Source organism: Burkholderia sp. D-99 (assembly GCF_011605345.1).
Taxonomy (GTDB): Bacteria; Pseudomonadota; Gammaproteobacteria; order Burkholderiales; family Burkholderiaceae; genus Burkholderia.
On record NZ_JAAOXM010000019.1, the window covers coordinates 44,438 to 64,558 of the forward strand.

General features: G+C 67.3%; 19 protein-coding genes and 1 other RNA gene. 11 read left to right on the plus strand and 9 right to left on the minus strand.

The window, feature by feature from the left end:
- Positions 1–84: 84 nt before the first annotated feature.
- Positions 85–183: signal recognition particle sRNA small type (gene ffs, locus HAV18_RS37420), an RNA gene on the minus strand.
- A 405-nt stretch (positions 184–588) separates the two neighbouring features.
- On the opposite strand from ffs, the gene trxA reads away from it, so the two are divergent.
- The 8 genes from trxA to HAV18_RS37460 all read left to right on the plus strand — a co-directional run bounded on the left by trxA (position 589) and on the right by HAV18_RS37460 (position 9,192).
- Positions 589–915, plus strand: coding sequence for a thioredoxin TrxA (gene trxA / locus HAV18_RS37425; RefSeq protein WP_006402348.1), 327 nt, complete (start codon positions 589–591; stop codon positions 913–915).
- A gap of 193 nt (positions 916–1,108) precedes the next feature.
- Positions 1,109–2,371, plus strand: coding sequence for a transcription termination factor Rho (gene rho / locus HAV18_RS37430; protein ID WP_006478662.1), 1,263 nt, complete (start codon positions 1,109–1,111; stop codon positions 2,369–2,371).
- Between the two features lie 136 nt (positions 2,372–2,507).
- Positions 2,508–3,008: a MerR family transcriptional regulator gene (locus HAV18_RS37435; RefSeq protein ID WP_166965770.1), complete on the plus strand. Its 501-nt coding sequence runs from the start codon at positions 2,508–2,510 to the stop codon at positions 3,006–3,008.
- Positions 3,005–4,561, plus strand: a complete 1,557-nt coding sequence (locus tag HAV18_RS37440; RefSeq protein ID WP_166965772.1) for an MFS transporter — start codon at positions 3,005–3,007, stop codon at positions 4,559–4,561. The genes HAV18_RS37435 and HAV18_RS37440 overlap by 4 nt, the downstream gene beginning before the upstream one ends.
- A 38-nt stretch (positions 4,562–4,599) precedes the next feature.
- Positions 4,600–5,433: a zinc-dependent peptidase gene (locus HAV18_RS37445; RefSeq protein ID WP_166965774.1), complete on the plus strand. Its 834-nt coding sequence runs from the start codon at positions 4,600–4,602 to the stop codon at positions 5,431–5,433.
- Positions 5,434–5,590: 157 nt separating this feature from the next.
- Positions 5,591–5,851, plus strand: a complete 261-nt coding sequence (locus HAV18_RS37450; protein WP_006753671.1) for a type B 50S ribosomal protein L31 — start codon at positions 5,591–5,593, stop codon at positions 5,849–5,851.
- A gap of 144 nt (positions 5,852–5,995) precedes the next feature.
- Positions 5,996–7,828: a glycosyltransferase family 39 protein gene (locus HAV18_RS37455; protein ID WP_208102276.1), complete on the plus strand. Its 1,833-nt coding sequence runs from the start codon at positions 5,996–5,998 to the stop codon at positions 7,826–7,828.
- 2 nt (positions 7,829–7,830) lie between these two features.
- Positions 7,831–9,192 (plus strand): MATE family efflux transporter, encoded by a 1,362-nt coding sequence (locus tag HAV18_RS37460; RefSeq protein ID WP_166965778.1) that lies wholly within the window; start codon positions 7,831–7,833, stop codon positions 9,190–9,192.
- Between the two features lie 11 nt (positions 9,193–9,203).
- Here HAV18_RS37460 and lipA read toward each other — a convergent pair whose 3' ends face one another.
- From lipA to HAV18_RS37490, 6 genes are all read right to left on the minus strand, one after another.
- A complete protein-coding gene (gene lipA, locus HAV18_RS37465) occupies positions 9,204–10,169 on the minus strand; it encodes a lipoyl synthase (RefSeq protein ID WP_166965780.1) in 966 nt (321 codons plus the stop codon).
- A 2-nt stretch (positions 10,170–10,171) separates the two neighbouring features.
- Positions 10,172–11,287 (minus strand): acetoin dehydrogenase dihydrolipoyllysine-residue acetyltransferase subunit, encoded by a 1,116-nt coding sequence (locus tag HAV18_RS37470; protein WP_166965781.1) that lies wholly within the window; start codon positions 11,285–11,287, stop codon positions 10,172–10,174.
- A 4-nt stretch (positions 11,288–11,291) separates the two neighbouring features.
- Positions 11,292–12,296, minus strand: a complete 1,005-nt coding sequence (locus HAV18_RS37475; RefSeq protein WP_166965783.1) for an alpha-ketoacid dehydrogenase subunit beta — start codon at positions 12,294–12,296, stop codon at positions 11,292–11,294.
- 54 nt (positions 12,297–12,350) lie between these two features.
- Complete coding sequence (locus HAV18_RS37480) at positions 12,351–13,334, minus strand: thiamine pyrophosphate-dependent dehydrogenase E1 component subunit alpha (RefSeq protein ID WP_166965785.1); 984 nt, start codon at positions 13,332–13,334, stop codon at positions 12,351–12,353.
- A 77-nt stretch (positions 13,335–13,411) separates the two neighbouring features.
- Positions 13,412–14,188 (minus strand): SDR family NAD(P)-dependent oxidoreductase, encoded by a 777-nt coding sequence (locus tag HAV18_RS37485; RefSeq protein WP_166965787.1) that lies wholly within the window; start codon positions 14,186–14,188, stop codon positions 13,412–13,414.
- A gap of 59 nt (positions 14,189–14,247) precedes the next feature.
- The gene (locus HAV18_RS37490) at positions 14,248–15,306 is read right to left on the minus strand and encodes an NAD(+)/NADH kinase (RefSeq protein WP_166965788.1); all 1,059 of its coding nucleotides are present in this window, start codon (positions 15,304–15,306) and stop codon (positions 14,248–14,250) included.
- Between the two features lie 536 nt (positions 15,307–15,842).
- On the opposite strand from HAV18_RS37490, the gene HAV18_RS37495 reads away from it, so the two are divergent.
- Entirely contained in the window at positions 15,843–17,759 is a 1,917-nt protein-coding gene (locus HAV18_RS37495; protein WP_166965790.1) for a sigma-54-dependent Fis family transcriptional regulator, read from the plus strand.
- 19 nt (positions 17,760–17,778) lie between these two features.
- On the opposite strand, the gene HAV18_RS37500 is transcribed toward HAV18_RS37495, so the two are convergent.
- Together HAV18_RS37500 and HAV18_RS37505 are read right to left on the minus strand one after the other, a co-directional pair.
- A complete protein-coding gene (locus tag HAV18_RS37500) occupies positions 17,779–18,183 on the minus strand; it encodes a carboxymuconolactone decarboxylase family protein (protein WP_166965792.1) in 405 nt (134 codons plus the stop codon).
- Entirely contained in the window at positions 18,167–18,628 is a 462-nt protein-coding gene (locus HAV18_RS37505) for a MerR family transcriptional regulator (RefSeq protein ID WP_166965794.1), read from the minus strand. The genes HAV18_RS37500 and HAV18_RS37505 overlap by 17 nt, the downstream gene beginning before the upstream one ends.
- Before the next feature lie 275 nt (positions 18,629–18,903).
- Between HAV18_RS37505 and HAV18_RS37510 the strand changes: the two genes are divergently transcribed.
- Together HAV18_RS37510 and HAV18_RS37515 are read left to right on the plus strand one after the other, a co-directional pair.
- Positions 18,904–19,515, plus strand: coding sequence for a helix-hairpin-helix domain-containing protein (locus HAV18_RS37510; RefSeq protein WP_166965795.1), 612 nt, complete (start codon positions 18,904–18,906; stop codon positions 19,513–19,515).
- A gap of 88 nt (positions 19,516–19,603) precedes the next feature.
- Positions 19,604–20,041 (plus strand): YidB family protein, encoded by a 438-nt coding sequence (locus HAV18_RS37515; protein ID WP_011352291.1) that lies wholly within the window; start codon positions 19,604–19,606, stop codon positions 20,039–20,041.
- Positions 20,042–20,121: the final 80 nt, after the last annotated feature.

The window sequence follows — 20,121 nt, forward strand, 5'->3', positions numbered from 1 at the left end:
ACGGTGCGGAAGACAGGCAACGCGCAGGCAAAACGGAGTGTGGTGCAGAAATAAAAAACGCCCGGCGAACGGGGCGAGAAGGAAGGTGACGAGCCCAACCCTCGGCACTGGCGGAAAACGATTGTGGCTGCTTCGTTCCCGACCTGACCAGGTTCACCGCCCCACCATGCGAGGAGGCCCGTCACGGCATATTCTATCACCGCTTCCGGATGAATGCGACCGTTTGTTCGCACCAATGCGAATATGACCAGGCAAACCGCCGCGCATCGGGCCGCACGACGATCACGCGCATCGAATTGCATGCGCGCCCACCCCTTGTAATTCGCGGGCCGGCCTCCACCTGCTGGACACAACGGTCGAACGGCGCGCCGTACCCCTACTCGCGTAGCGGCTACTATCGCCGCCCGCAGCAGATAGCAATTTAGGCTAATATGACGCCCGAACGACCCGCGAGCCGCGGCATGCAGCGCTTACACCCCTCCTTTCCGGAGAGCGGAGTGACCTGCCGCAGCGGCCGGCTGCCAACGGCGGCCGGTACGCCGCAACGCGCAAGCAGGCAGTCCCCGAACCGTAAGAGGTATTGACCCAATGAGCGAACAGATCAAACACATCAGCGACGCATCGTTCGAACAGGACGTCGTCAAGTCCGACAAGCCTGTGCTCGTCGATTTCTGGGCCGAATGGTGCGGCCCGTGCAAGATGATCGCCCCGATCCTCGACGAAGTCGCGAAGGACTACGGCGACAAGCTGCAGATCGCGAAGATCAACGTCGACGACAACCAGGCGACGCCCGCCAAGTTCGGCGTGCGCGGCATCCCGACGCTGATCCTGTTCAAGAATGGCGCGGCCGCCGCGCAGAAGGTCGGCGCGCTGTCGAAGTCGCAGCTCACCGCATTCCTGGACAGCCACCTGTAATACAGGCAGTTCCGCGGACGTGTTGTCAACCGGCAACACGTCCGTCGTCAAGCCGCCGATCGCTCGCTCAAGCGCGAATCGGCCTATGCTAGAATTAAAAAACGTCTACAAGACGCATTTAAGTCTCTGAGCGCTTCCGCTCGCCCTCCTCCCTTTATTTCTTTCGTCGTCTCCTCCCTGGCGGGTTCTCCGTATGCATTTATCCGAGCTCAAGTCTCTGCACGTCTCCGAACTGATCGAAATGGCCAACGGCCTGGAGATCGAAAACGCGAACCGCCTGCGCAAGCAGGAGTTGATGTTTGCCATTCTTAAAAAGCGCGCCAAGACGGGAGAGACGATCTTCGGCGACGGTACGCTCGAAGTGCTGCCGGACGGCTTCGGCTTCCTGCGCTCGCCGGAAATGTCGTACCTCGCGAGCACCGACGACATCTACATCAGCCCGTCGCAGATCCGCCGCTTCAACCTGCACACCGGCGACACCATCGAAGGTGAAGTCCGCACGCCGAAGGACGGCGAGCGCTACTTCGCGCTGGTGAAGGTCGACAAAGTCAACGGGCAGCCGCCCGAGGCCTCGAAACACAAGATCATGTTCGAGAACCTCACGCCGCTGCACCCGAACAAGCCGCTGTCGCTCGAACGCGAAATGCGCGGCGAGGAAAACGTCACGGGCCGCATCATCGACATGATCGCGCCGATCGGCAAGGGCCAGCGCGGCCTGCTCGTCGCGTCGCCGAAGTCGGGCAAGACCGTGATGCTCCAGCACATCGCGCACGCGATCAAGCAGAACCACCCGGACGTGATCCTGTTCGTGCTGCTGATCGACGAGCGCCCTGAAGAAGTGACCGAAATGCAGCGCTCGGTTGCGGGCGAAGTGATCGCATCGACGTTCGACGAACCGGCCACGCGCCACGTCCAGGTCGCCGAAATGGTGATCGAGAAGGCCAAGCGCCTCGTCGAAATGAAGCACGACGTCGTGATTCTGCTCGACTCGATCACGCGTCTCGCACGCGCATACAACACCGTGATCCCGGCATCGGGCAAGGTGCTGACGGGCGGTGTCGACGCGAACGCACTGCAGCGTCCGAAGCGCTTCTTCGGCGCGGCGCGCAACATCGAGGAAGGCGGCTCGCTGACGATCATCGGCACCGCGCTGATCGAAACCGGCAGCCGCATGGACGACGTGATCTACGAAGAGTTCAAGGGCACCGGCAACATGGAAGTGCACCTCGAGCGCCGCCTCGCTGAAAAGCGCGTGTATCCGTCGATCAACCTGAACAAGTCGGGCACGCGTCGCGAAGAAATGCTGATCAAGCCCGAGATCCTTCAAAAGATCTGGGTGCTGCGCAAGTTCATCCACGACATGGATGAAGTCGAGGCAATGGAATTCCTGCTCGACAAGATCCGCCAGACGAAGAGCAACTCCGAGTTCTTCGACCTGATGCGCCGCGGCGGCTGATCGCCCTCGCCCCGCATTCGAACGGCCGCCCGCGCATCGTGCCCGGCGGCCGTTTTTCGATCCAAACATGAACGTGAACGTACAGGTTGACCTATAATCGCGTCATTGCCCTGACCGAATTCCCCGCCCCACCCCGATGCCGAACGACGCCCCCAACCCGCTGCTGACCGTGAGCGACGCCGCGTCGCGGCTCGGCGTCACGCCGCGCACGCTGAAATATTACGAAGAGCGCGGGCTCGTCACACCGTCGCGCAGCGAAGGCCGCTACCGCCTCTACGACGAAGCCGACCTCGAGCGCTTCGCGCGCATCCTGCGGCTGCGGGCGATCGGCTTCTCGCTGCATGGCATCACCGAGATGCTGAAGCGCCCGCTGGAAGAAACGGGCGACGGTCGGCGCCGCTATTCGGATGCGTCGCTGCGCGACATCCGTAACGGTCTCGCCGAGCAGATCGATACGCTCGACCGGCGGATCGCGGCGGTCCAGCGCGAACTGAAGGAAGCCGTCGCGCTGCGCAAGGAACTGCAGCACGACATCGACTACGTCGAACGGCGTCTTGCCGGCGAAAACGCCGACGCGCTGATCGCGCAGCGGCAGGCCGAAGCCGGCACGCGGCGCGCGCGCAAGGCTCGCGAATGAACGCGATGCCCGGTCGCCCGCCGCTGTGGAGCCGCGCGAACCTGCGCGCGGACCTGTTCCCGTGGGCGCTCGCGCTTGTCACCGGCATCGACTATTTCGACAACGCGGTCTTCTCGTTCTTCGCGAGCTACATCGCGGGCGGCATCAACGCATCGCCCGACGAACTCGTGTGGTCGTCGAGCGCCTACGCGGTCACGGCCGTGCTCGGCATCCTGCAGCAGCAATGGTGGGTCGACCGGCTCGGCCACCGCCGCTACGTCGCCGGCTGCATGCTGATGTTCTCGTTCGGCGCGATCGCGGCCGCGCTTGCCGACACGTCGCTCGAACTCGCGTTCGCGCGCGGCTTCCAGGGCTATTTCATCGGCCCGATGATGGGCGCGTGCCGGATCCTGATCCAGATCAGTTTCAAGCCGCAGGAACGGCCGCCCGCAACGCGCGCGTTCCTGATCATGATCCTGCTCGGCAGCGCGCTCGCGCCGATTGCGGGCGGCCTGCTCGTCGCGCATTCGACGTGGCGCGCCCTGTTCGCGTGCACGGCGCCGACCGGAATCGCGTTCGCGATCCTCGCACTGCTCACGCTGCCCGATTCGGGCCGGACACCCGACGACGAACGCGGCTCCGGACACTTCTGGCCGTATGTCGTGTTCGCGCTCGCGCAAGGCGCGCTGCAGATCGTGCTGCAGCAGGTGCATTACCAGCTCTACAGCGGCTCGCCGATGCTGATCCTGCTGACGATCGCTGGGATCGGCGCGCTTGCGTGGTTCGCGTATCACCAGTGGAACCATCCGACTCCGCTCGTGCGCCTTCACGCGTTCCGCGAACGGACGTTCCAGGTCGGGCTGCTGCTCTACATGTTCTATTACTACGAGTCGACGGGCTTCAGTTACCTGACGTCGCGGTTTCTCGAAGGCGGGCTCGGCTATCCGGTCGAGAACGCCGGGCGCCTGGTGGGCACGATGTCGCTGATTTCGGCCACCGCGCTGTTCGCCTACCTGCGGTACGCGAAATTCGTCACGCACAAGAAGTGGTTCGTCGTGCCGGGGTTCGCGATCGCCATCACGGCCGCGCTATGGATGACACGCATGACGCCGCAGGTCGGCGAAGCCGCGCTGATCGTCCCGCTGCTGCTGCGCGGGCTGCTGCTGCTCTTCATCGTGCTGCCGGTGGCCAACCTGACGTTCCGGATCTTCGCGATCGACGAATATACGCATGGCTACCGGCTGAAGAACATCGTGCGGCAACTGACGATCTCGTTCGCGACGTCGTCGGTGATCATCGTCGAACAGCACCGCGTGGCCGTGCACCAGACGCGGCTCGTCGAGCGCGCGAACGTGTTCGACCCGCTGTTCCAGCAGACCGTCGATACCCTTACGCGCAGCTACGCAGCGGCGGGCCACGCGCTGAACGAGGCGCACGCCCTCGCGATCGCCTCGATCGCGCGGATGGTCGCGCAACAGGCGTCGTTCCTCGCGTCGCTCGACGGCTTTTACTTCCTGGCGGGCGTCGCGCTCGTCGGCGGCGTCTTCGCAGCATGGCAAAAAGAGATCGATTGAGTTAAAAGACAGGCTTTGGATTATCGTCAGCCATCTCCATGCTCTCGAAACTCACCCGCTGGTTCGACGACCGCCGCCGCGACCGTGCGCTGCGCAGCCACCCGATCTCCGACGCGCTGTGGCAAGACACCGTCGAGCGCCTGCCGTTCCTCGCGGCGCTGGCGCCTGAGGCGCTCGGCCGGCTGCGCGAGCTGACCAGCCTGTTCGTCGCGAAGAAATCGTTCTCGACCGCGCACGGACTGGAACTGACCGACGAGATGATCGTCGCGATCGCCGCGCAAGCCTGCCTGCCCGTGCTGAATCTCGACCTGTCGCTGTACGACGGCTGGGTGGGCGTCGTCGTGTATCCGGGCGAATTCGTGATCCGCAAGACCGTGCAGGACGAGGACGGCGTCGTCCATGAAGTCGAGCAGGATGCGAGCGGCGAGGCCTGGGAAGGCGGCCCCGTGATCCTGTCCTGGGAAGACGCGCAGATGACGGACGGCCGCGACGCGTATAACGTCGTGATTCACGAGTTCGCGCACAAGATCGACATGGTGAACGGCGCGGCCGACGGCTATCCGCCCCTTTTTCGCCGCTGGCACGCGCCGCACCTCGACGCGCAGGCGTGGGCCGATGTGTTCGAACACGCGTACGACCAGTTCTGCGCGCGTGTCGACGCGGTGCCGGACCGCGCGTGGGCGCGCTTCGAGCGGGAATCGCTGATCGATCCCTATGCCGCCGACCACCCGTCGGAATTCTTCGCGGTGTGCAGCGAAGCGCTGTTCGTGCGGCCGAAAGCGTTCGAGTCCGAATTTCCGGAGTTGTACCGGCTGCTCGCGCGCTACTACCGGCAGGATCCGGCAGGCACCGGCGCACTCGACGCACCGTGAAAATTATTCGTCAACCATCTGATTTTCTGGCATAATCGCCGTTTTTCGACCTTAGGCAAGTGGCTCGCGCCGAGCTTGGCGTCGGCTGGTACGCGTCATTCACGCGATCCGGCACGGCAAGCGGCGGGTTGGCTACCGCTCTCACCAAGGAAAGACCATGAAAGAAGGCATCCACCCGAATTACCGCGAAGTCGTCTTCCAAGACATGTCGAACGGCTTCAAGTTCATCACGCGCTCGACGATCCAGACGCGCGAAAACATCGAACTCGACGGCAAGACCTACCCGCTCGCCAAGATCGAAGTGTCGTCGGAATCGCACTCGTTCTACACGGGTCAGCAAAAGATCATGGACACGGCAGGCCGTGTCGAGAAGTTCAAGAACAAATTCGGCGTTCGCGCCAGCGGCAAGGCGAAGTAAGCTTCGCACCGCATCCGGTGGTTGCGACGCACCGGTATCGCACAAAAGGGCAGCCCAGGCTGCCCTTTTTTGTCTCTGCTCGCCCGGAAAGCGCCGGCCGGCGTCCGGGCAATGACCTGACGCGCAAAAGCCGGCGCGTCTACAATGCCGGATGCTCGAAACCGGCTCGTCCGCGCGCGACCGCGCCGGACGCCCGCCCATAACAAAACGCTCATCTGCATGAAGCCTGTCGTCCGTCTCACCGCCTCCGCCACGCGTGCGCTGCCGCGCTGGCTGCTGCTCACGCTTTGCTTCGTCTATGCGGCGTTCGGCCTGTTCGGCCGCGACCCGTGGAAAAACGAGGACGCGGCGGGCTTCGGCGTGATGTGGACGATGGCCAAGGGCGGTTGGCACGACTGGCTGCTGCCGAACCTCGTCGGCAAGTACATCACGACCGACGGGCCGCTCGGCTACTGGCTCGGCGCGCTGTCGATCCGCGGCCTCGGCCCCTGGGTCGATGCGAGCAACGCGTCGCGAGTCGATACCGGCGTGCTGTTCTGCGTCGCGTGCGCATTCGTCTGGTATGCCGCCTACCTGCTCGGCCGGCGTGCCGAGGTCCAGCCGTTCAAATATGCGTTCGGCGGCGAGCCCGAGCCGCGCGACTACGGCCGCACGCTCGCCGACGGCGCGCTGCTGGTTCTCGTCGCCTGCTTCGGCCTCGCGGAGCGCGGGCACGAAACGACGCCGCAGCTCGCGCAGTTCGCGTGGATCGCGATGCTCGTCTACGGACTCGTGCGCGGCATCGACAAGCCGATGCAGGGCGCGCTGTGGTGGGGCCTCGCGATCGGCCTCGTCGCACTGTCCGGCAACCCGGTGCTGGTCGTCGCCCTGCTCGCCGGCACGGCCGTGCTGTGGCTCGTCACGCCCGAGATGCGCAACCTGCACCTGCCGCTGGTCGGCGTGCCGCTCGCGGCCGCGATCTTCGCGCTGTGGCCGCTTGCCGCGTTCGTCGCGGCGCCCGACGATGCCGCATGGTTCTTCAACCAGTGGATCCACGGCAGCCTGATGCGCTTTTCGGGCCCGCCGACCGCGGTGCTCGGCTATGCGGCAAAGAACCTGCCGCTGTTCACCTGGCCCGCGTGGCCGCTCGCGATCTGGGCATGGTGGAGCTGGGCCGGCATGCGCCGCCGCGCGCACGTCGCGATTCCGCTGTCGGTCGCCGTGCCGCTCGTCGCGCTCGTGATCCTGCAGAGTCAGCAGTCGAACCGCATGTACATGCTGCTGCTGCCGCCGCTCGCGGTGCTCGCGACGTTCGCGCTGCCGACCCTCAAGCGCGGCGCGATCAACGCGATCGACTGGTTCGCGGTACTGAGCTTCACGATCCTCGGCACCTTCGTGTGGCTCGTGTGGCTCGCATCGCTCACGGGCTTCCCGCATCCGCTCGCACGCAACCTCGCGCGCCTCGTGCCCGGCTACGAGCCGCATTTCAAGATCCTGTCGTTCATCTGCGCGGTGATCGCCACGGTGTGCTGGTGCTTCCTCGTGCGCTGGCGCATCTCGCGACAGCCGAAGGTCCTGTGGCGCAGCGTCGTGCTGTCGGGTGCAGGCACCACGCTGATGTGGGTGCTGCTGATGACGCTGTGGCTGCCGATCGTCAACTACGGCCGGACCTATCGCGATGTCGCGCAGCAGATCGCCGTGCACCTGCCGTCCGACTACGAGTGCATCTCGCCCGTGCGGCTCGGTGACGCACAGATCGCGACCTTCGCGTATTTCGGCAACATGCGCTTCGATTTCTCCGGCGACTGCGACGTGATCCTGCGCCAGGACCACGCGGACTTCGGCGAGCCGAGCTCGATGTCGCAATACGTGTGGCGCCTCGTGTGGGAAGGCCGCCGCGTCGCCGATCGCGACGAGCGCTTCCGCCTGTACGAGCGCATCGAACGGCCGAAGGCGCCCGTCAAGCGGCGACCGCCGCGCCGTCAGCCGGCCGATTGACGATGTTCGGCGACATCCGCCGGATCGTCGGTCTCGCGTGGCCGGTGCTCGTCGGCCAGCTCGCGATCATCGCGTTCGGCGTGATCGACACCGCGATGGTCGGGCGTTACTCGGCCGTCGATCTGGCCGCGCTCGGGCTCGGCTCGTCGATCTACATATCGATCTATATCGGCCTGACGGGCATCCTGTCCGCGCTGCAGCCGATCACCGGGCAACTGTACGGTGCGCGGCGCTATGCCGAAATCGGCGAGGAAGTGCGCCAGGCGCTGTGGCTCGCGCTGCTGCTCGCGGTGCCCGGCTTTCTGCTGCTGCATTTTCCCGAACCGCTGCTGCATGTCGCGCACACGCCCGCCGCGCTGCACGACCGCACCGTCGACTACCTGCGCATCCTGTCGTACGGGCTGCCCGCCAGCCTCGTCTTCCGCATCTACAACGCGCTGACCAATGCAGCCGGCAAGCCGCGCCTCGCGATGATCCTGCAGATCGGCGCGCTGCTGCTCAAGTTTCCGCTCAACGTGTGGTTCATCTTCGGCGGGTTCGGCGTACCGGCCCTCGGCGGCCCGGGCTGCGGGCTCGCGAGCACGCTGATCAACTGGGCGCTTGCACTGATCGGCTACACGCTGCTCGCGAAGCTCGACGTGTTCGCGCCGCTCGCGATCTTCTCGCGCTTCTGCTGGCCGGTCTGGGAACGCCAGAAAGCGATCCTGAAGCTCGGCGTGCCGATGGGCCTGTCGTACCTGATCGAGGTCACGTCGTACACGTGCATGGCGCTGTTCATCGCGCAATTCGGCACGACGACGCTCGCCGGCCACCAGATCGCCGGCAACATCGGCGCGGTGCTGTACATGACGCCGCTGTCGATCGGCGTGGCGGCGTCGACGCTGGTCGCGCGTGCGCTCGGTGCCGGACGCCCGGAAGAAGCGCGGCTGCTCGGCCGGCACAGCGTGATCTTCGCCTGCGGCATTGCCGCGACATACGGCCTGCTCGTGTTCGTGCTGCGACCGCTGATCATCGGCGGCTACACGCCGAACCCGGCCGTCGCCGCGGCCGCGATGCCGCTCGTCGCGATCGTTGCGTGCTACCACGTCTTCGATGCGCTGCAGGTCACGTCGGCGTTCGTGCTGCGTGCGTACAAGGTCGCGGTCGTGCCGACAGTAATCTATGCGGTCGCGCTATGGGGCGTCGGGCTCAGCGGCGGCTACGCGCTCGGCTTCGACGTGGGCGGGATCGCGCCCGTGTGGCTGACGGGCGCGCGCGGCTTCTGGTTCGCGAACACGATCAGCCTGATGCTCGCGGGCGCCGGGCTCGTGCTGTACCTGCGGCGCGTGAGTCGTGCGCACGCCTCTGCCGCCTCCGCCGCCTGACACAAGGCCCGCTACGCGTCCTCCAGCACGTCGGCCGCATGATATGACGACCGCACGAGCGGGCCGGCGACGACTTCCCTGAAACCGAGTTCGAGCGCCTCGTCGCGCCACGCAGCGAACGCCTCCGGGCTCACGTAGCGCCGCACCGGCAGATGGTGTTCCGACGGCGCGAGATACTGGCCGAGCGTCACCACATCGACGTCGTGCGCGCGCAGGTCACGCAGCGTGTCGCGCACTTCGTCGTCGCACTCGCCCAGCCCGAGCATCAATCCCGATTTCGTCACCAGCCCCGGTCGCGCCCGCTTCGCCTGCGCGAGCAATTCGAGCGAGCCGCGATAGTCGGCGCCGGGTCGCGCCGCGCGATACAGCGACGGCACCGTCTCGATGTTGTGGTTGAACACGTCCGGCCAGGCCGTCGACAGCGCATCGAGCGCACGGGCCACGCGGCCGCGGAAGTCCGGCGTCAGCACTTCGACGCCGATGCCCGGCACGCTCGCGCGCACCGCCGCGATACACGCGGCGAAATGCGCGGCGCCGCCATCGCGCAGGTCGTCGCGGTCGACCGACGTGATCACGACGTAGCGCAGCCCGAGCGCCGCGACCGCGTCGGCCAGCCGCGCCGGCTCGTCGGGATCGAGCGGCTCGGGGCGGCCGTGCGCGACATCACAGAACGGGCAGCGCCGCGTGCACAGCCCGCCCATGATCATGAAGGTCGCGGTGCGTTGCGCGAAGCACTCACCGATATTCGGGCACATCGCCTCCTCGCAGACGGAATGCAGCCGATGGTCACGCAGCACGTCGGCCATGTCGGCCACCGCCGCGCTCATCATCGGCCGCGCGCGCAGCCACGGCGGCTTCGGCAGCGCCGCGCCTGCCGCGGGCTCGACGCGCACCGGGATGCGCGCGAGCTTGTCGCGGCTTCTCGCGCCCGGCTGGCCGAGCGCCGTGAGGCTGGGTCGTTCGAGCGCGGCGGCCATCGTCAGTCTCCGAGAAACGCGACGATCAGGCGGTTCACGTCGGCGGCCGCCTCCATCTGCACCATGTGCCCGCGGCCGGCGATCACCTCGGCACGCACGCCTTCAGGCAAACCCTGCGCGTGCTGCGCCGGGATCACCTGGTCGCGCTCGCCCCAGATCACGAGCGTGCGCGGCGCAAGCGTCGTGAGCCGGTCGCGGAACACACGCCGCTGGGCGGCGCCGTCGAACGCGGCATTCGCGATCTTCTCGAGCGCGGCCTGCACGCCTTCGAGCCGCTTGTACTTGACGAGATCCTCGACGAGTTGCCGCGTGACCAGCGCGTTGTCCGCGAACAGCGCGCCGAGGTGCGGCTTCAGCGTGTTGCGGCTGTTGCCGGCGACGAAACCGTCGATGTAAGCGCGGTTGATGTCGGTGCCGAGCCCCGCGCTCGCAATCAGCGTCAGCGACGCGACGCGTTGCGGCGCGCGCTCGGCTGCCGCCATCGCCACCGCGCCGCCCATCGAATGGCCAATCAGGTGGGCGTGGTCGATGCCCTTCGCATCGAGGAACGCGAGCACCGTGTCGGCCAGTTCGTCGAGGCTGCCCGTCTCGACCGCCTTGCCCGATTCGCCATGACCGGGCAGGTCGAGTGCCCACACGGGCCGGTGCGCGGCGAGATCCGCGTGATTGAACAGCCAGTTGTTCAGGTCGCCGCCGAAGCCGTGGATCAGCACGGCGGGCGTGCCGGTGCCTTCGCCGAGCTTCAGGAAGCGCACCGTCCGGCCGCCGATCTGCGCCTTTTCGGGCTGCGGGCCCGCGGCTTCGTCGGAGGCCGCGCTCGGCACGAAATCGCGCTGGAAATCGGCGATCGCCGCATCGATGTCCGCATCGCTCGCATCGGTGGCCGCGACGACGCCGAGCAGCGCGCCGACCGGCAGCGTCTCGCCTTCCTGCGCGACCTGCCGGCGCAGCGTGCCGTCGAACGCGCATTCGACGCCCGACGAGATCTTGTCGGTCTCGACGTCGAGCACTTCGTCGCCCTTGGTCACGCGTTCGCCGAGCGCCTTCAGCCAGCCGTTGACCTGCCCCTGCTCCATCGACAGCCCCCACTTGGGCATCGTGATCATGTGAATCGACATCGTGTCAGCTCCTCGTCTTCAGGACCGCCTGCGCAATCGCATCGGCGGACGGGATATACAGGTCTTCCAGCACGCTCGCGAACGGCGCGGGCGTATGCGGTGCGGTCACGAGCTCGATCGGCGCCTTCAGCGCATGGAACCCGCGCTGCGCGACGAGTGCGGCGATGTCGGTCGCGATCGAGCAGCGCGGGTTCGCTTCGTCGACGACCACCACGCGCCCGGTGCGCTCCGCGCTTTCGAGGATCGTTTCCTCGTCAAGCGGCGACGTCGTGCGCAGATCGATCACGTCGACCTGGATGCCGTCCTTCGCGAGCCTCGCGGCCGCGTCCATCGCGAGATGCACCATCCGGCCGTACGTGACGATCGTCGCATCGTCGCCGTCGCGCATCACGTTCGCTTCGCCGAACGGAATTGCATAGGACTCCTCCGGTACATCGCCTTCTCGTGTATAGAGCAGCTTGTGTTCGAGGAAGATCACGGGATCGTTGTCGCGGATCGCCTGGATCAGCAGCCCCTTCGCGTCGTACGGCGTCGACGGGCACACGACTTTCAGCCCCGGGATGTGCGTGAACAGCGACGTGAGCATCTGCGAGTGCTGCGCGGCCGCGCGCAGCCCGGCGCCGTACATCGCGCGGATCACGACCGGCGTCACGGCCTTGCCGCCGAACATGTAGCGGAACTTGGCGGCCTGGTTGAAGATCTGGTCAAAGCACACACCCATGAAATCGATGAACATCAGCTCCGCGACGGGCCGCATCCCGCATGCGGCCGCCCCGACCGCCGCGCCGATGTAGCCGCCCTCGGACAGCGGCGTATCGAGCACGCGGCCCGGAAACTTGTGGAACAGCCCCTTCGTCACGCCGAGCACGCCGCCCCACGCGTCGTCCTCGCCCGGCGCGCCCGCGCCGCCTGCATTGTCCTCGCCCATCACGATCACGCTGTCGTCGCGCGCCATTTCCTGCGCGAGCGCCTCGTTGATCGCCTGCGAATAAGTGATCTTCCTTGCCATGTCTGTCTCCTGGAATGTTCGGTTCGCCGTGCCTGCCGCGGTTTCAGGCCGCGCTCACGGGTATGACACGTAGACGTCGGTCAGCAGGTCGGCGGCATCCGGCACCGGCGCGGCCTTGGCCTGCGCGACCGCGTCATCGATCAGCGCCTTCACCTGCGCGTCGACCGCGCGCAGGTCGGCGCTCGTCAGCGCTTCGGCACGCACGACACGCGTCTCGAAATGCTTCAGGCAATCCTTCTCGTCGCGCAGCTTCTGCACTTCGCCGGGCGCGCGGTAGGTCTGCGCATCGCCTTCGAAGTGGCCGAAATAGCGCGTGAACTTCACCTCGACGAGCGTCGGGCCGCCGCCGTTGCGCGCGCGCTCGACCGCCTCGCCGAGCGCTTCGTGCACCGCGAAGAAGTCGAAGCCGTCGACGATCACGCCCGGCATCCCGAACCCGTTCGCGCGATCGGCGATGTTGTCGGTCGCGACCGACCAGCTCGACGACGTCGCTTCCGCGTAGCCGTTGTTCTCGGCCACGAAGATCGCAGGCAGCCGCCACACCGACGCGAGGTTCATCGATTCGAAGATCACGCCCTGGTTCGACGCGCCGTCACCGAAGAAGCACACGCCGACGCCGCCCGTCTTCTTGTGCTTCGCCGCGAGCGCCGCGCCGCACACGAGCGGGCCGCCCGCGCCGACGATCCCGTTCGCGCCGAGCATCCCCATCGACAGGTCGGCGATATGCATCGAGCCGCCCTTGCCGTGGCAGACGCCGGTTTTCTTGCCGTAGATCTCGGCCATCATCCCGTGCACGTCCACGCCCTTCGCAATGCAATGGCCGTGGCCGCGGTGCGTGGTCGCGACGTAGTCGTCGAGGCCGAGATGCAGGATCGTGCCGACCGCGGACGCCTCCTCGCCCGCGTACAGGTGAACGAAACCCGGAATCTCGCCGGTCGCGAACTCGACGTGCAGGCGCTCCTCGAATTCGCGGATCGTGCGCATCAGCCGGTAGGCGTCCAGCAGTTTTTCCCTGCTGAGCTGGGTCGAAACGGTCATGTGTGTCTCCTGGGTAGGTCTGACTGCGAATGCCGCCGCGGCCGGGCCGCGGCGACGGATTGCACGGCCTGCGGCCGTCAGTGGAACGTGAAGCCGCCGTCGACGTTCACGGCCTGGCCCGTCACGTTGTCCATCGTTGCGAAGAACAGCGCGAGCCGGCCCATGTCTTCCGGCGTCTGCGCGCGGCCCTGCGGAATCAGCGTCAACTGGTGCCGCTGCCACGATTCCTCGACCGTTTCGCCACCGGTCTTCCATGCGTCGGACAGCCGGTCCCACATGTCGGTACGGACGATGCCGGGGCAGATCGCATTGACGGTCACGCCGTCGCGCGCGAGCTCCTTTGCGAGCGCGTTCGTGAAGCCGACGACCGCGAATTTCGATGCGCTGTAGTGCGCGAGATTCGGAAAGCCTTCCTTGCCCGCGATCGACGCGACGTTGATGATCCGGCCGCGCCCCTGCGCCTTCAGATGCGCGAGCGCCGCGCGGCAGCCGAGGAACGTGCCTTTCGCGTTCACGTCCATCACGAAATCCCAGTCGCGTTCGGTCAGCTCGCCGACCGGATGAATGCTGATCACGCCCGCGCAATTCACGAGGATGTCGAGCCGGCCGAATTCGGCGAGCGCCTGCGCGACCATCGCGTCGACCTGCGCGGCCTGCGTGACGTCGACCTTCGCGACCGCCGCGCGGCGGCCGAACGCGCGTACCTCGCGCGCGGTGGCGTCGAGCGCGTCGTCGAGCAGGTCGGCCAGCAGGATGTCGGCGCCCGCGCCGGCAAGCGTCAGCGCAATGCCGCGGCCGATGCCGCGCGCGCCGCCCGTGACGATGGCGACCTGTCCTTCGAGTGGGGCTGTCATGGCAATGTCTCCTTGATGATCGTTATGGATGTCGAAATGTCGTTCAGGAACCCGGGTACTCAGTCGTGCCATGCGCCGGCATCGCGCAGCAATTGCCGCGACGACGCGTAGCGCAGCGTGCGGCCGACGTCGACCGTCAGCGGCCCGCGCCAGTCGAGCGAAATCTCGTAGCGATCGCCGCGCGCGACCTCGATCTCGCGCTCACCGTCAAACGCGAGCGTGCCGCGCTCGAACGGGATCGCCTGCCATGCACCCGGTTCGAGCCGCTCGCAGCTGCGCATCACCACGCGGTCGACGCGGCCCGGTGCGATCGGCGCGACGAGCGGCGTGCCGGCCGTCTTGCCGTCGGCCGCGAAACGCATCGCGAGCCCGTGCGGCGCGCTGCGTTCGAGCGGCGCCCACGCGCCGCCGAGCGCGGACAGGCCGATCCCGTCCGGTTCCGCAAACGTCAGGTAGAGCGAATCGATATCGTCGGATCCCGAGATCGCGCGGGCGCCGATGAAACGCTGTCGCGCGGCGCACACGTCGACGAGCGCGATCTCCTCGCGCCCCGGCTGCGCGCCTGCGACGCAGCGCACGACGAGCCGCTTGTTGCGCGTGAACGCGACTTCGGCCGGCACCGCGCCGGTCGCGGCGAGTCCTGCCGCGACGCCGGCGACGGTTGCTTCGCGATGTTCGGGAAACGCGTTGTTGGTGCCGGTGGACAGCGCGACGAGCGGCGTCGCGCCGCAGTGCGCGGCCACGGCGCGATGCGTACCGTCGCCGCCGAGCACGACGATCGACGCGACTTCCATCCGGTGCAGGTACGCGGCGCCGGCCTGCGTGTCAGCAACGGTGTCGGTGATCGGCAGGTCGACGAACTCGACCTCGGGCCAGCGCTCGTGCGGCGCGACCGCACGATGCGTGTCGAGCGCGCGCAGCAGCAGCGTCGCGATGCCCGTCCGGTCGCGCAGCGTCAGCACGCGCTCGACGCCCATCGCGCCGAGGCCGGCCAGCAGGCGCACGATCATGTTCGCCTTCTCCGCCGTCGGAAACACGGAGGCATGCGTCGTGAGGCGGCGGATGTCGCGCCCCGATGCGGGGTTTGCGATCACGCCGACGGTAACGGGCGTCGTCACGGGTTCGTCTCCATCCAGTTGGCCGGCCCCGGCGCATTGGCGTACGCCGCGGCCCTGCCTGTCTCGTCCGCTGCCATCGCCGGGCGGCGGATCCTCATCGCCGACGCGACCGCGCCGACCTGTCCGTGATCTCTGCAAGCGGCGTGCCATCGTGCATGCGATGACCGTGAAACCCGTGTGCACGCTGGCGCGGCGCTCGTGGCGGCGCCCCCGATTCGCTGCCGGAAGCACGGTGCACGCGGCAATCCGGCCCGTTCGTCTCACCGCGTCAATGCGACGAAACGGCCATCGCGACGCCGGTGCGAGCGCGCCGCGGTGCCCGCAAACCCCGCGGTATCGCGGCGCCGCGCGAGCCGCGTCATGCCGGCCGACCTCCGCGTGTCGCACACGAACGCGTCTCAGCGACGCGAGACGGCCCGCGATACCGGTGAGACGAACGTCTCACGCCCGTCGCGTGCTGCGATGCAATGTGATCCGTCGAACGGGATGTGCTACAAGAACATCGCATTCCCCGCCGTACGGAACCGGAGCCGACCATGCCCTACGCCGTCCCCCAGGCCCAGCACGCCGACCGTGTGCTCGGCGCGCTCGCCGGACGCCTGCCCGCGCCGGCCGAATCCACGCGCCTCGTGTCCTCGTGGCAACGGTCGCTGGAGCGCTACCGTCTCGACCCCGCTTCGTCGATCGGCCCGCGCGTGCTGACCGCGGCCGAGCTGCGCGAAGTGCGCGACAAGGAGGAGGCCTTCCTGCGCGCGTCGGGCCAGTGCCTGACGCGCCTGCACGACATGATCCGCGTCGCCGACTACTGCGTGATGCTGACCGACGCGCACGGCGTGACGATCGACTACCGGATCGACCGCGAGCGCCGCAACGACTTCCGCCATGCGGGGCTGCACATCGGCTCGTGCTGGTCGGAAAGCGAGGAAGGCACATGCGGTGTCGCGAACGTGCTGACCGATCTCGCGCCGATCACCGTGCACAAGACCGATCACTTTCGCGCGGCATTCACGACGCTCACCTGCAGCGCAGCGCCGATCTTCTCGCCGGGCGGCGAGCTGATCGGTGTGCTCGACGCGTCGGCCGTTCATTCACCCGACGGCCGCGACAGCCAGCGTCTCGTCTATCAGCTCGTGCTGCAGAGCGCGGCGCTGATCGAGGACGGCTACTTCGTGCACAGCACCGCGCAGCACTGGATCCTGTTCGGGCATCCGAATCGTCACTACGTCGAAGCGCAACCCGAGTGGCTGATCGCGTTCGACGAATGCGGCAATATCGTCGCCGCGAACCGGCAGGCGCGCGACGCGCTGCCGGCGCTGCGCGAACCGCGCCATATCGACGAGATCTTCGATGCGACCGAGATGCCGCTGCGCGATGCCGCGCGGCTCGATGCGATCGTTGCGCTGCGGCTGCGCGCGACCGGCGCGCCGCTCTATGCGCGGCTGCGTGCGCCGCTACGGCGCACCGGCCGCGAACCCGGCACGGCGTCGCGCCGCCCGGGCGCCGCGCAACGTCACGTCGGCGCGCTGACGCCGTTCCTGCACAGCAATGACGTGCAGATCGCGCAACAGGCCGAACTCGCGCTGCGTGTCGCGAGCAAGCGCCTGCCGATTCTCGTGCTCGGCGAAACCGGTGCGGGGAAGGAAGTGTTCGCGCGCGCGATCCACGACGCCGGCGCGCGGCGCACGCGGTCGTTCGTCGCCGTCAATTGCGGCGCGCTGCCGGAAGCACTGATCGAGAGCGAATTGTTCGGCTATGCGGCCGGCGCGTTTACCGGCGCACGCAAGCACGGCGCGCGCGGCAAGATCGCGCTCGCCGACGGCGGCACGCTGTTCCTCGACGAAATCGGCGACATGCCGCTCGCGCTGCAGACGCGCCTGTTGCGCGTGCTCGCCGATGGCGAGGTCGTGCCGCTCGGCAGCGATACGCCGGTACGCGTCGATCTCGACGTAATCTGCGCGACGCACCGCGATCTCGCGCGCATGGTGGCCGACGGCACGTTCCGCGAGGATCTGTACTACCGGTTGAGCGGCGCGACGTTCGAACTGCCGCCGCTGCGCGAACGCGCGGACGTGCGCGACGTGATTGCCACCGTGTTCGCCGAGGAGGCACAGGCAACCGGCCACGTGCTGACGCTCGATGCAACGCTCTCCGAACAGCTCGCCGCGTACCCGTGGCCCGGCAACGTGCGCCAGTTGCGCAACGTGCTGCGCTATGCGTGCGCGGTATGCGACGCCGCGCGCGTGACGCGGCATGACCTGCCGGCCGATATCGCCGCGCAGCTTGGCGGCGCATCGACCGGCACCCTGCCTGACGACGAACGCGGCCGCGTCGTCGCAGCGCTTACCGCGCACCGCTGGCGGCCCGACGCGGCTGCGCAGGCACTCGGCATCTCGCGCGCGACGTTGTACCGGCGCATCGCGAAGCACCGGATCGTCGCGCCCCACCGCGCGTGACGCACCGGAGCGTCTGCTCTCATGCGGCCTGCGCGGCCGCTTCGTCGCGCCGCATGAACACCTCGTGTGCGGCGAACAGCGCGTTGAGCGCGGCCGGAAACCCCGCATAGACGGCCATCTGCATGAACACCTCGACGATCTCGTCGCGCGTGCAGCCCACGTTCAGCGCGGCCTCGATATGCACCTTCAGTTGCGGCTGCGCGTTGCCGAGCGCGGCCAGCGCCGCGATCGTCGCGATCTCGCGCGCCTTCAGGTCGAGCTGCGGCCGGCTGTAGATATCGCCGAAACCGAACTCGACCAGGAGCCGCCCGAAGTCCGGCGCGATCGGCGCGAGGGCCGCGATCACGCGCTCACCGACTTCGCCGTCGATTTCCTTCAGTTTGTTCCAGCCGCGCGTGTAGCGGTCTTCAACGAGTCGTTCCATTGTGTCCGTCCTGTTCCGATGGAGAGTGAGTTGGTTTTGCCCGTCGTGCCGTATCGCGCTCCTGTGCCTCGTAGTACGCGATCTTGTCGCTGATCACGTCGAGGCTCGCCTGCAGCTCCGCGAGATGCGCGCGCACCGCATCGCGATGCGCGACCAGCAGGCTGCGCCGCGCACCGAAGGTCGGCTCGCCCTGCGCGCGCAGCGCCGCGAATGCCTGCATCTGCGCGATCGGCATGCCGGTCGCCTTCAGGCGCATCACGAAGGCCAGCCAGTCAAGGTCGGCCGGCGCATAGAGCCGGTGCCCGGCCGCCGTGCGCGAAATCGCGCGCAGCAGGCCGGCCTGCTCGTAGTACCGCAGCGTATGCGTCGACAGGCCGGTCAGCTCGGCGACTTGCCCGATCGTCAGCGGACCGGTGGCGGAAGGTTGGGATACGGTTTTGGACATGGCAGGAACAAGGTTAGGAGTTAGAGCCAACTCTAAGTCAAGCGCTTTCGAACGGCCAGCGCGACGACAACCCGCGACACCGTAAAGAATGGTCAAAATCGCCGCCCGGCACGGGTTTCGGTCTTTACAGCGCCGCAAGCCTTCAGCAAGATTCGGTCAGCCTGTCTTAAAAAGGGCACGCATTTGTCCTATGCTTAACGGCGACGCCCGGCCGGGTCTCGCCCCACCGTCCGTTGCAACAGCCATTCATCCGTCAGAACCAGGGAGCCTTTGCCATGCTGAAAAAGCTGCTGATGCTGTTCGTCGCGCTATCGCTGTCGCTCGCCGCAGGCCTTGCCGCGGCCGTCGAAGTCAACTCGGCTGACCAGGCCGCGCTCGAATCCGTGAAGGGTCTCGGGCCCGTGAAGTCGAAGGCGATCATCGACGAACGCACCAAGAACGGCCCGTTCAAGGATGCGGACGATCTCGCGAACCGCGTCAAGGGCCTCGGCACGAAATCGGTCGGGCATCTCGAAGAGAACGGCCTGACGATCGGCGGCTCGTCGACCCCGCCGAAGGGCGTGAAGCTGTCGAAGCCGGCCGCGACGACATCGGCTACCACGTCGGCAACGACGTCGGCAGGCACTGCATCGACGTCCACGACCGCGACGGCCGGCACGACGGCTGCGACGCCGGCCCCGGCGGCAAGCGCACCGGATGCGGCGGCGAAACCGGCCAAGGCGAAGCGCGCGTCGAAGAAGGAAAAAGCAGCGGCCGCAGCGGCGGCATCCGCCGATGCAGGTGCAAGCGCACCGGCCGCAGCGTCGTCGGCAAAAGCGACGAAGGGTTCGAAGAAGAAAAACAAGAAGGACAAGGCAGCCTCCGCCGCCGCGGCGTCGGGCGCCTGATGTGCGCCGCGCGCGCGACGGCGTGCGCGCGGCATTCGTTCAACGGGCGCCCACAGCGTGGCGCCCTTATCGGTAAAGGTGAAGAACCATGGGTCTCCTCGACATCGTTGGCGGTCTGCTCGGCGGCCAGGCCGGCGGCAACTCGCAAAGCGCGCTGATCACGACCGCGCTCGAATTCATCAACAACCAACCGGGCGGCCTGAATGGCCTGATCGAGAAGTTCAAGGCCGGCGGCGCCGGCGACGTCATCGGCTCGTGGGTCGGCACCGGCCAGAACCAGCCGATCTCGCCGGACGCGCTGCAAAACGTGCTGGGCTCGGACGCGATCGGTGCGCTCGCGAGCAAGTTCGGCGTCGACCCGTCGATGGCCTCGACCGTCCTCGCGCAGGTGCTGCCGCACGTCGTCAACCACGCGACGCCGGACGGCGCAGTACCGGCTGACGGCCAGGCCCAGGTCGACCCGTCGAACGTGCTCGGCTCGCTGTCGCAGATCGCCGGCATGTTCGGCGGCAACAAGCAGGGCTGAAGCCCTGCGTCGTTGCAACGCTCCATAAGCAAACACCCCGCCGAGGCGGGGTGTTTGTTTTTGCGCGCCCGGCGCGAACC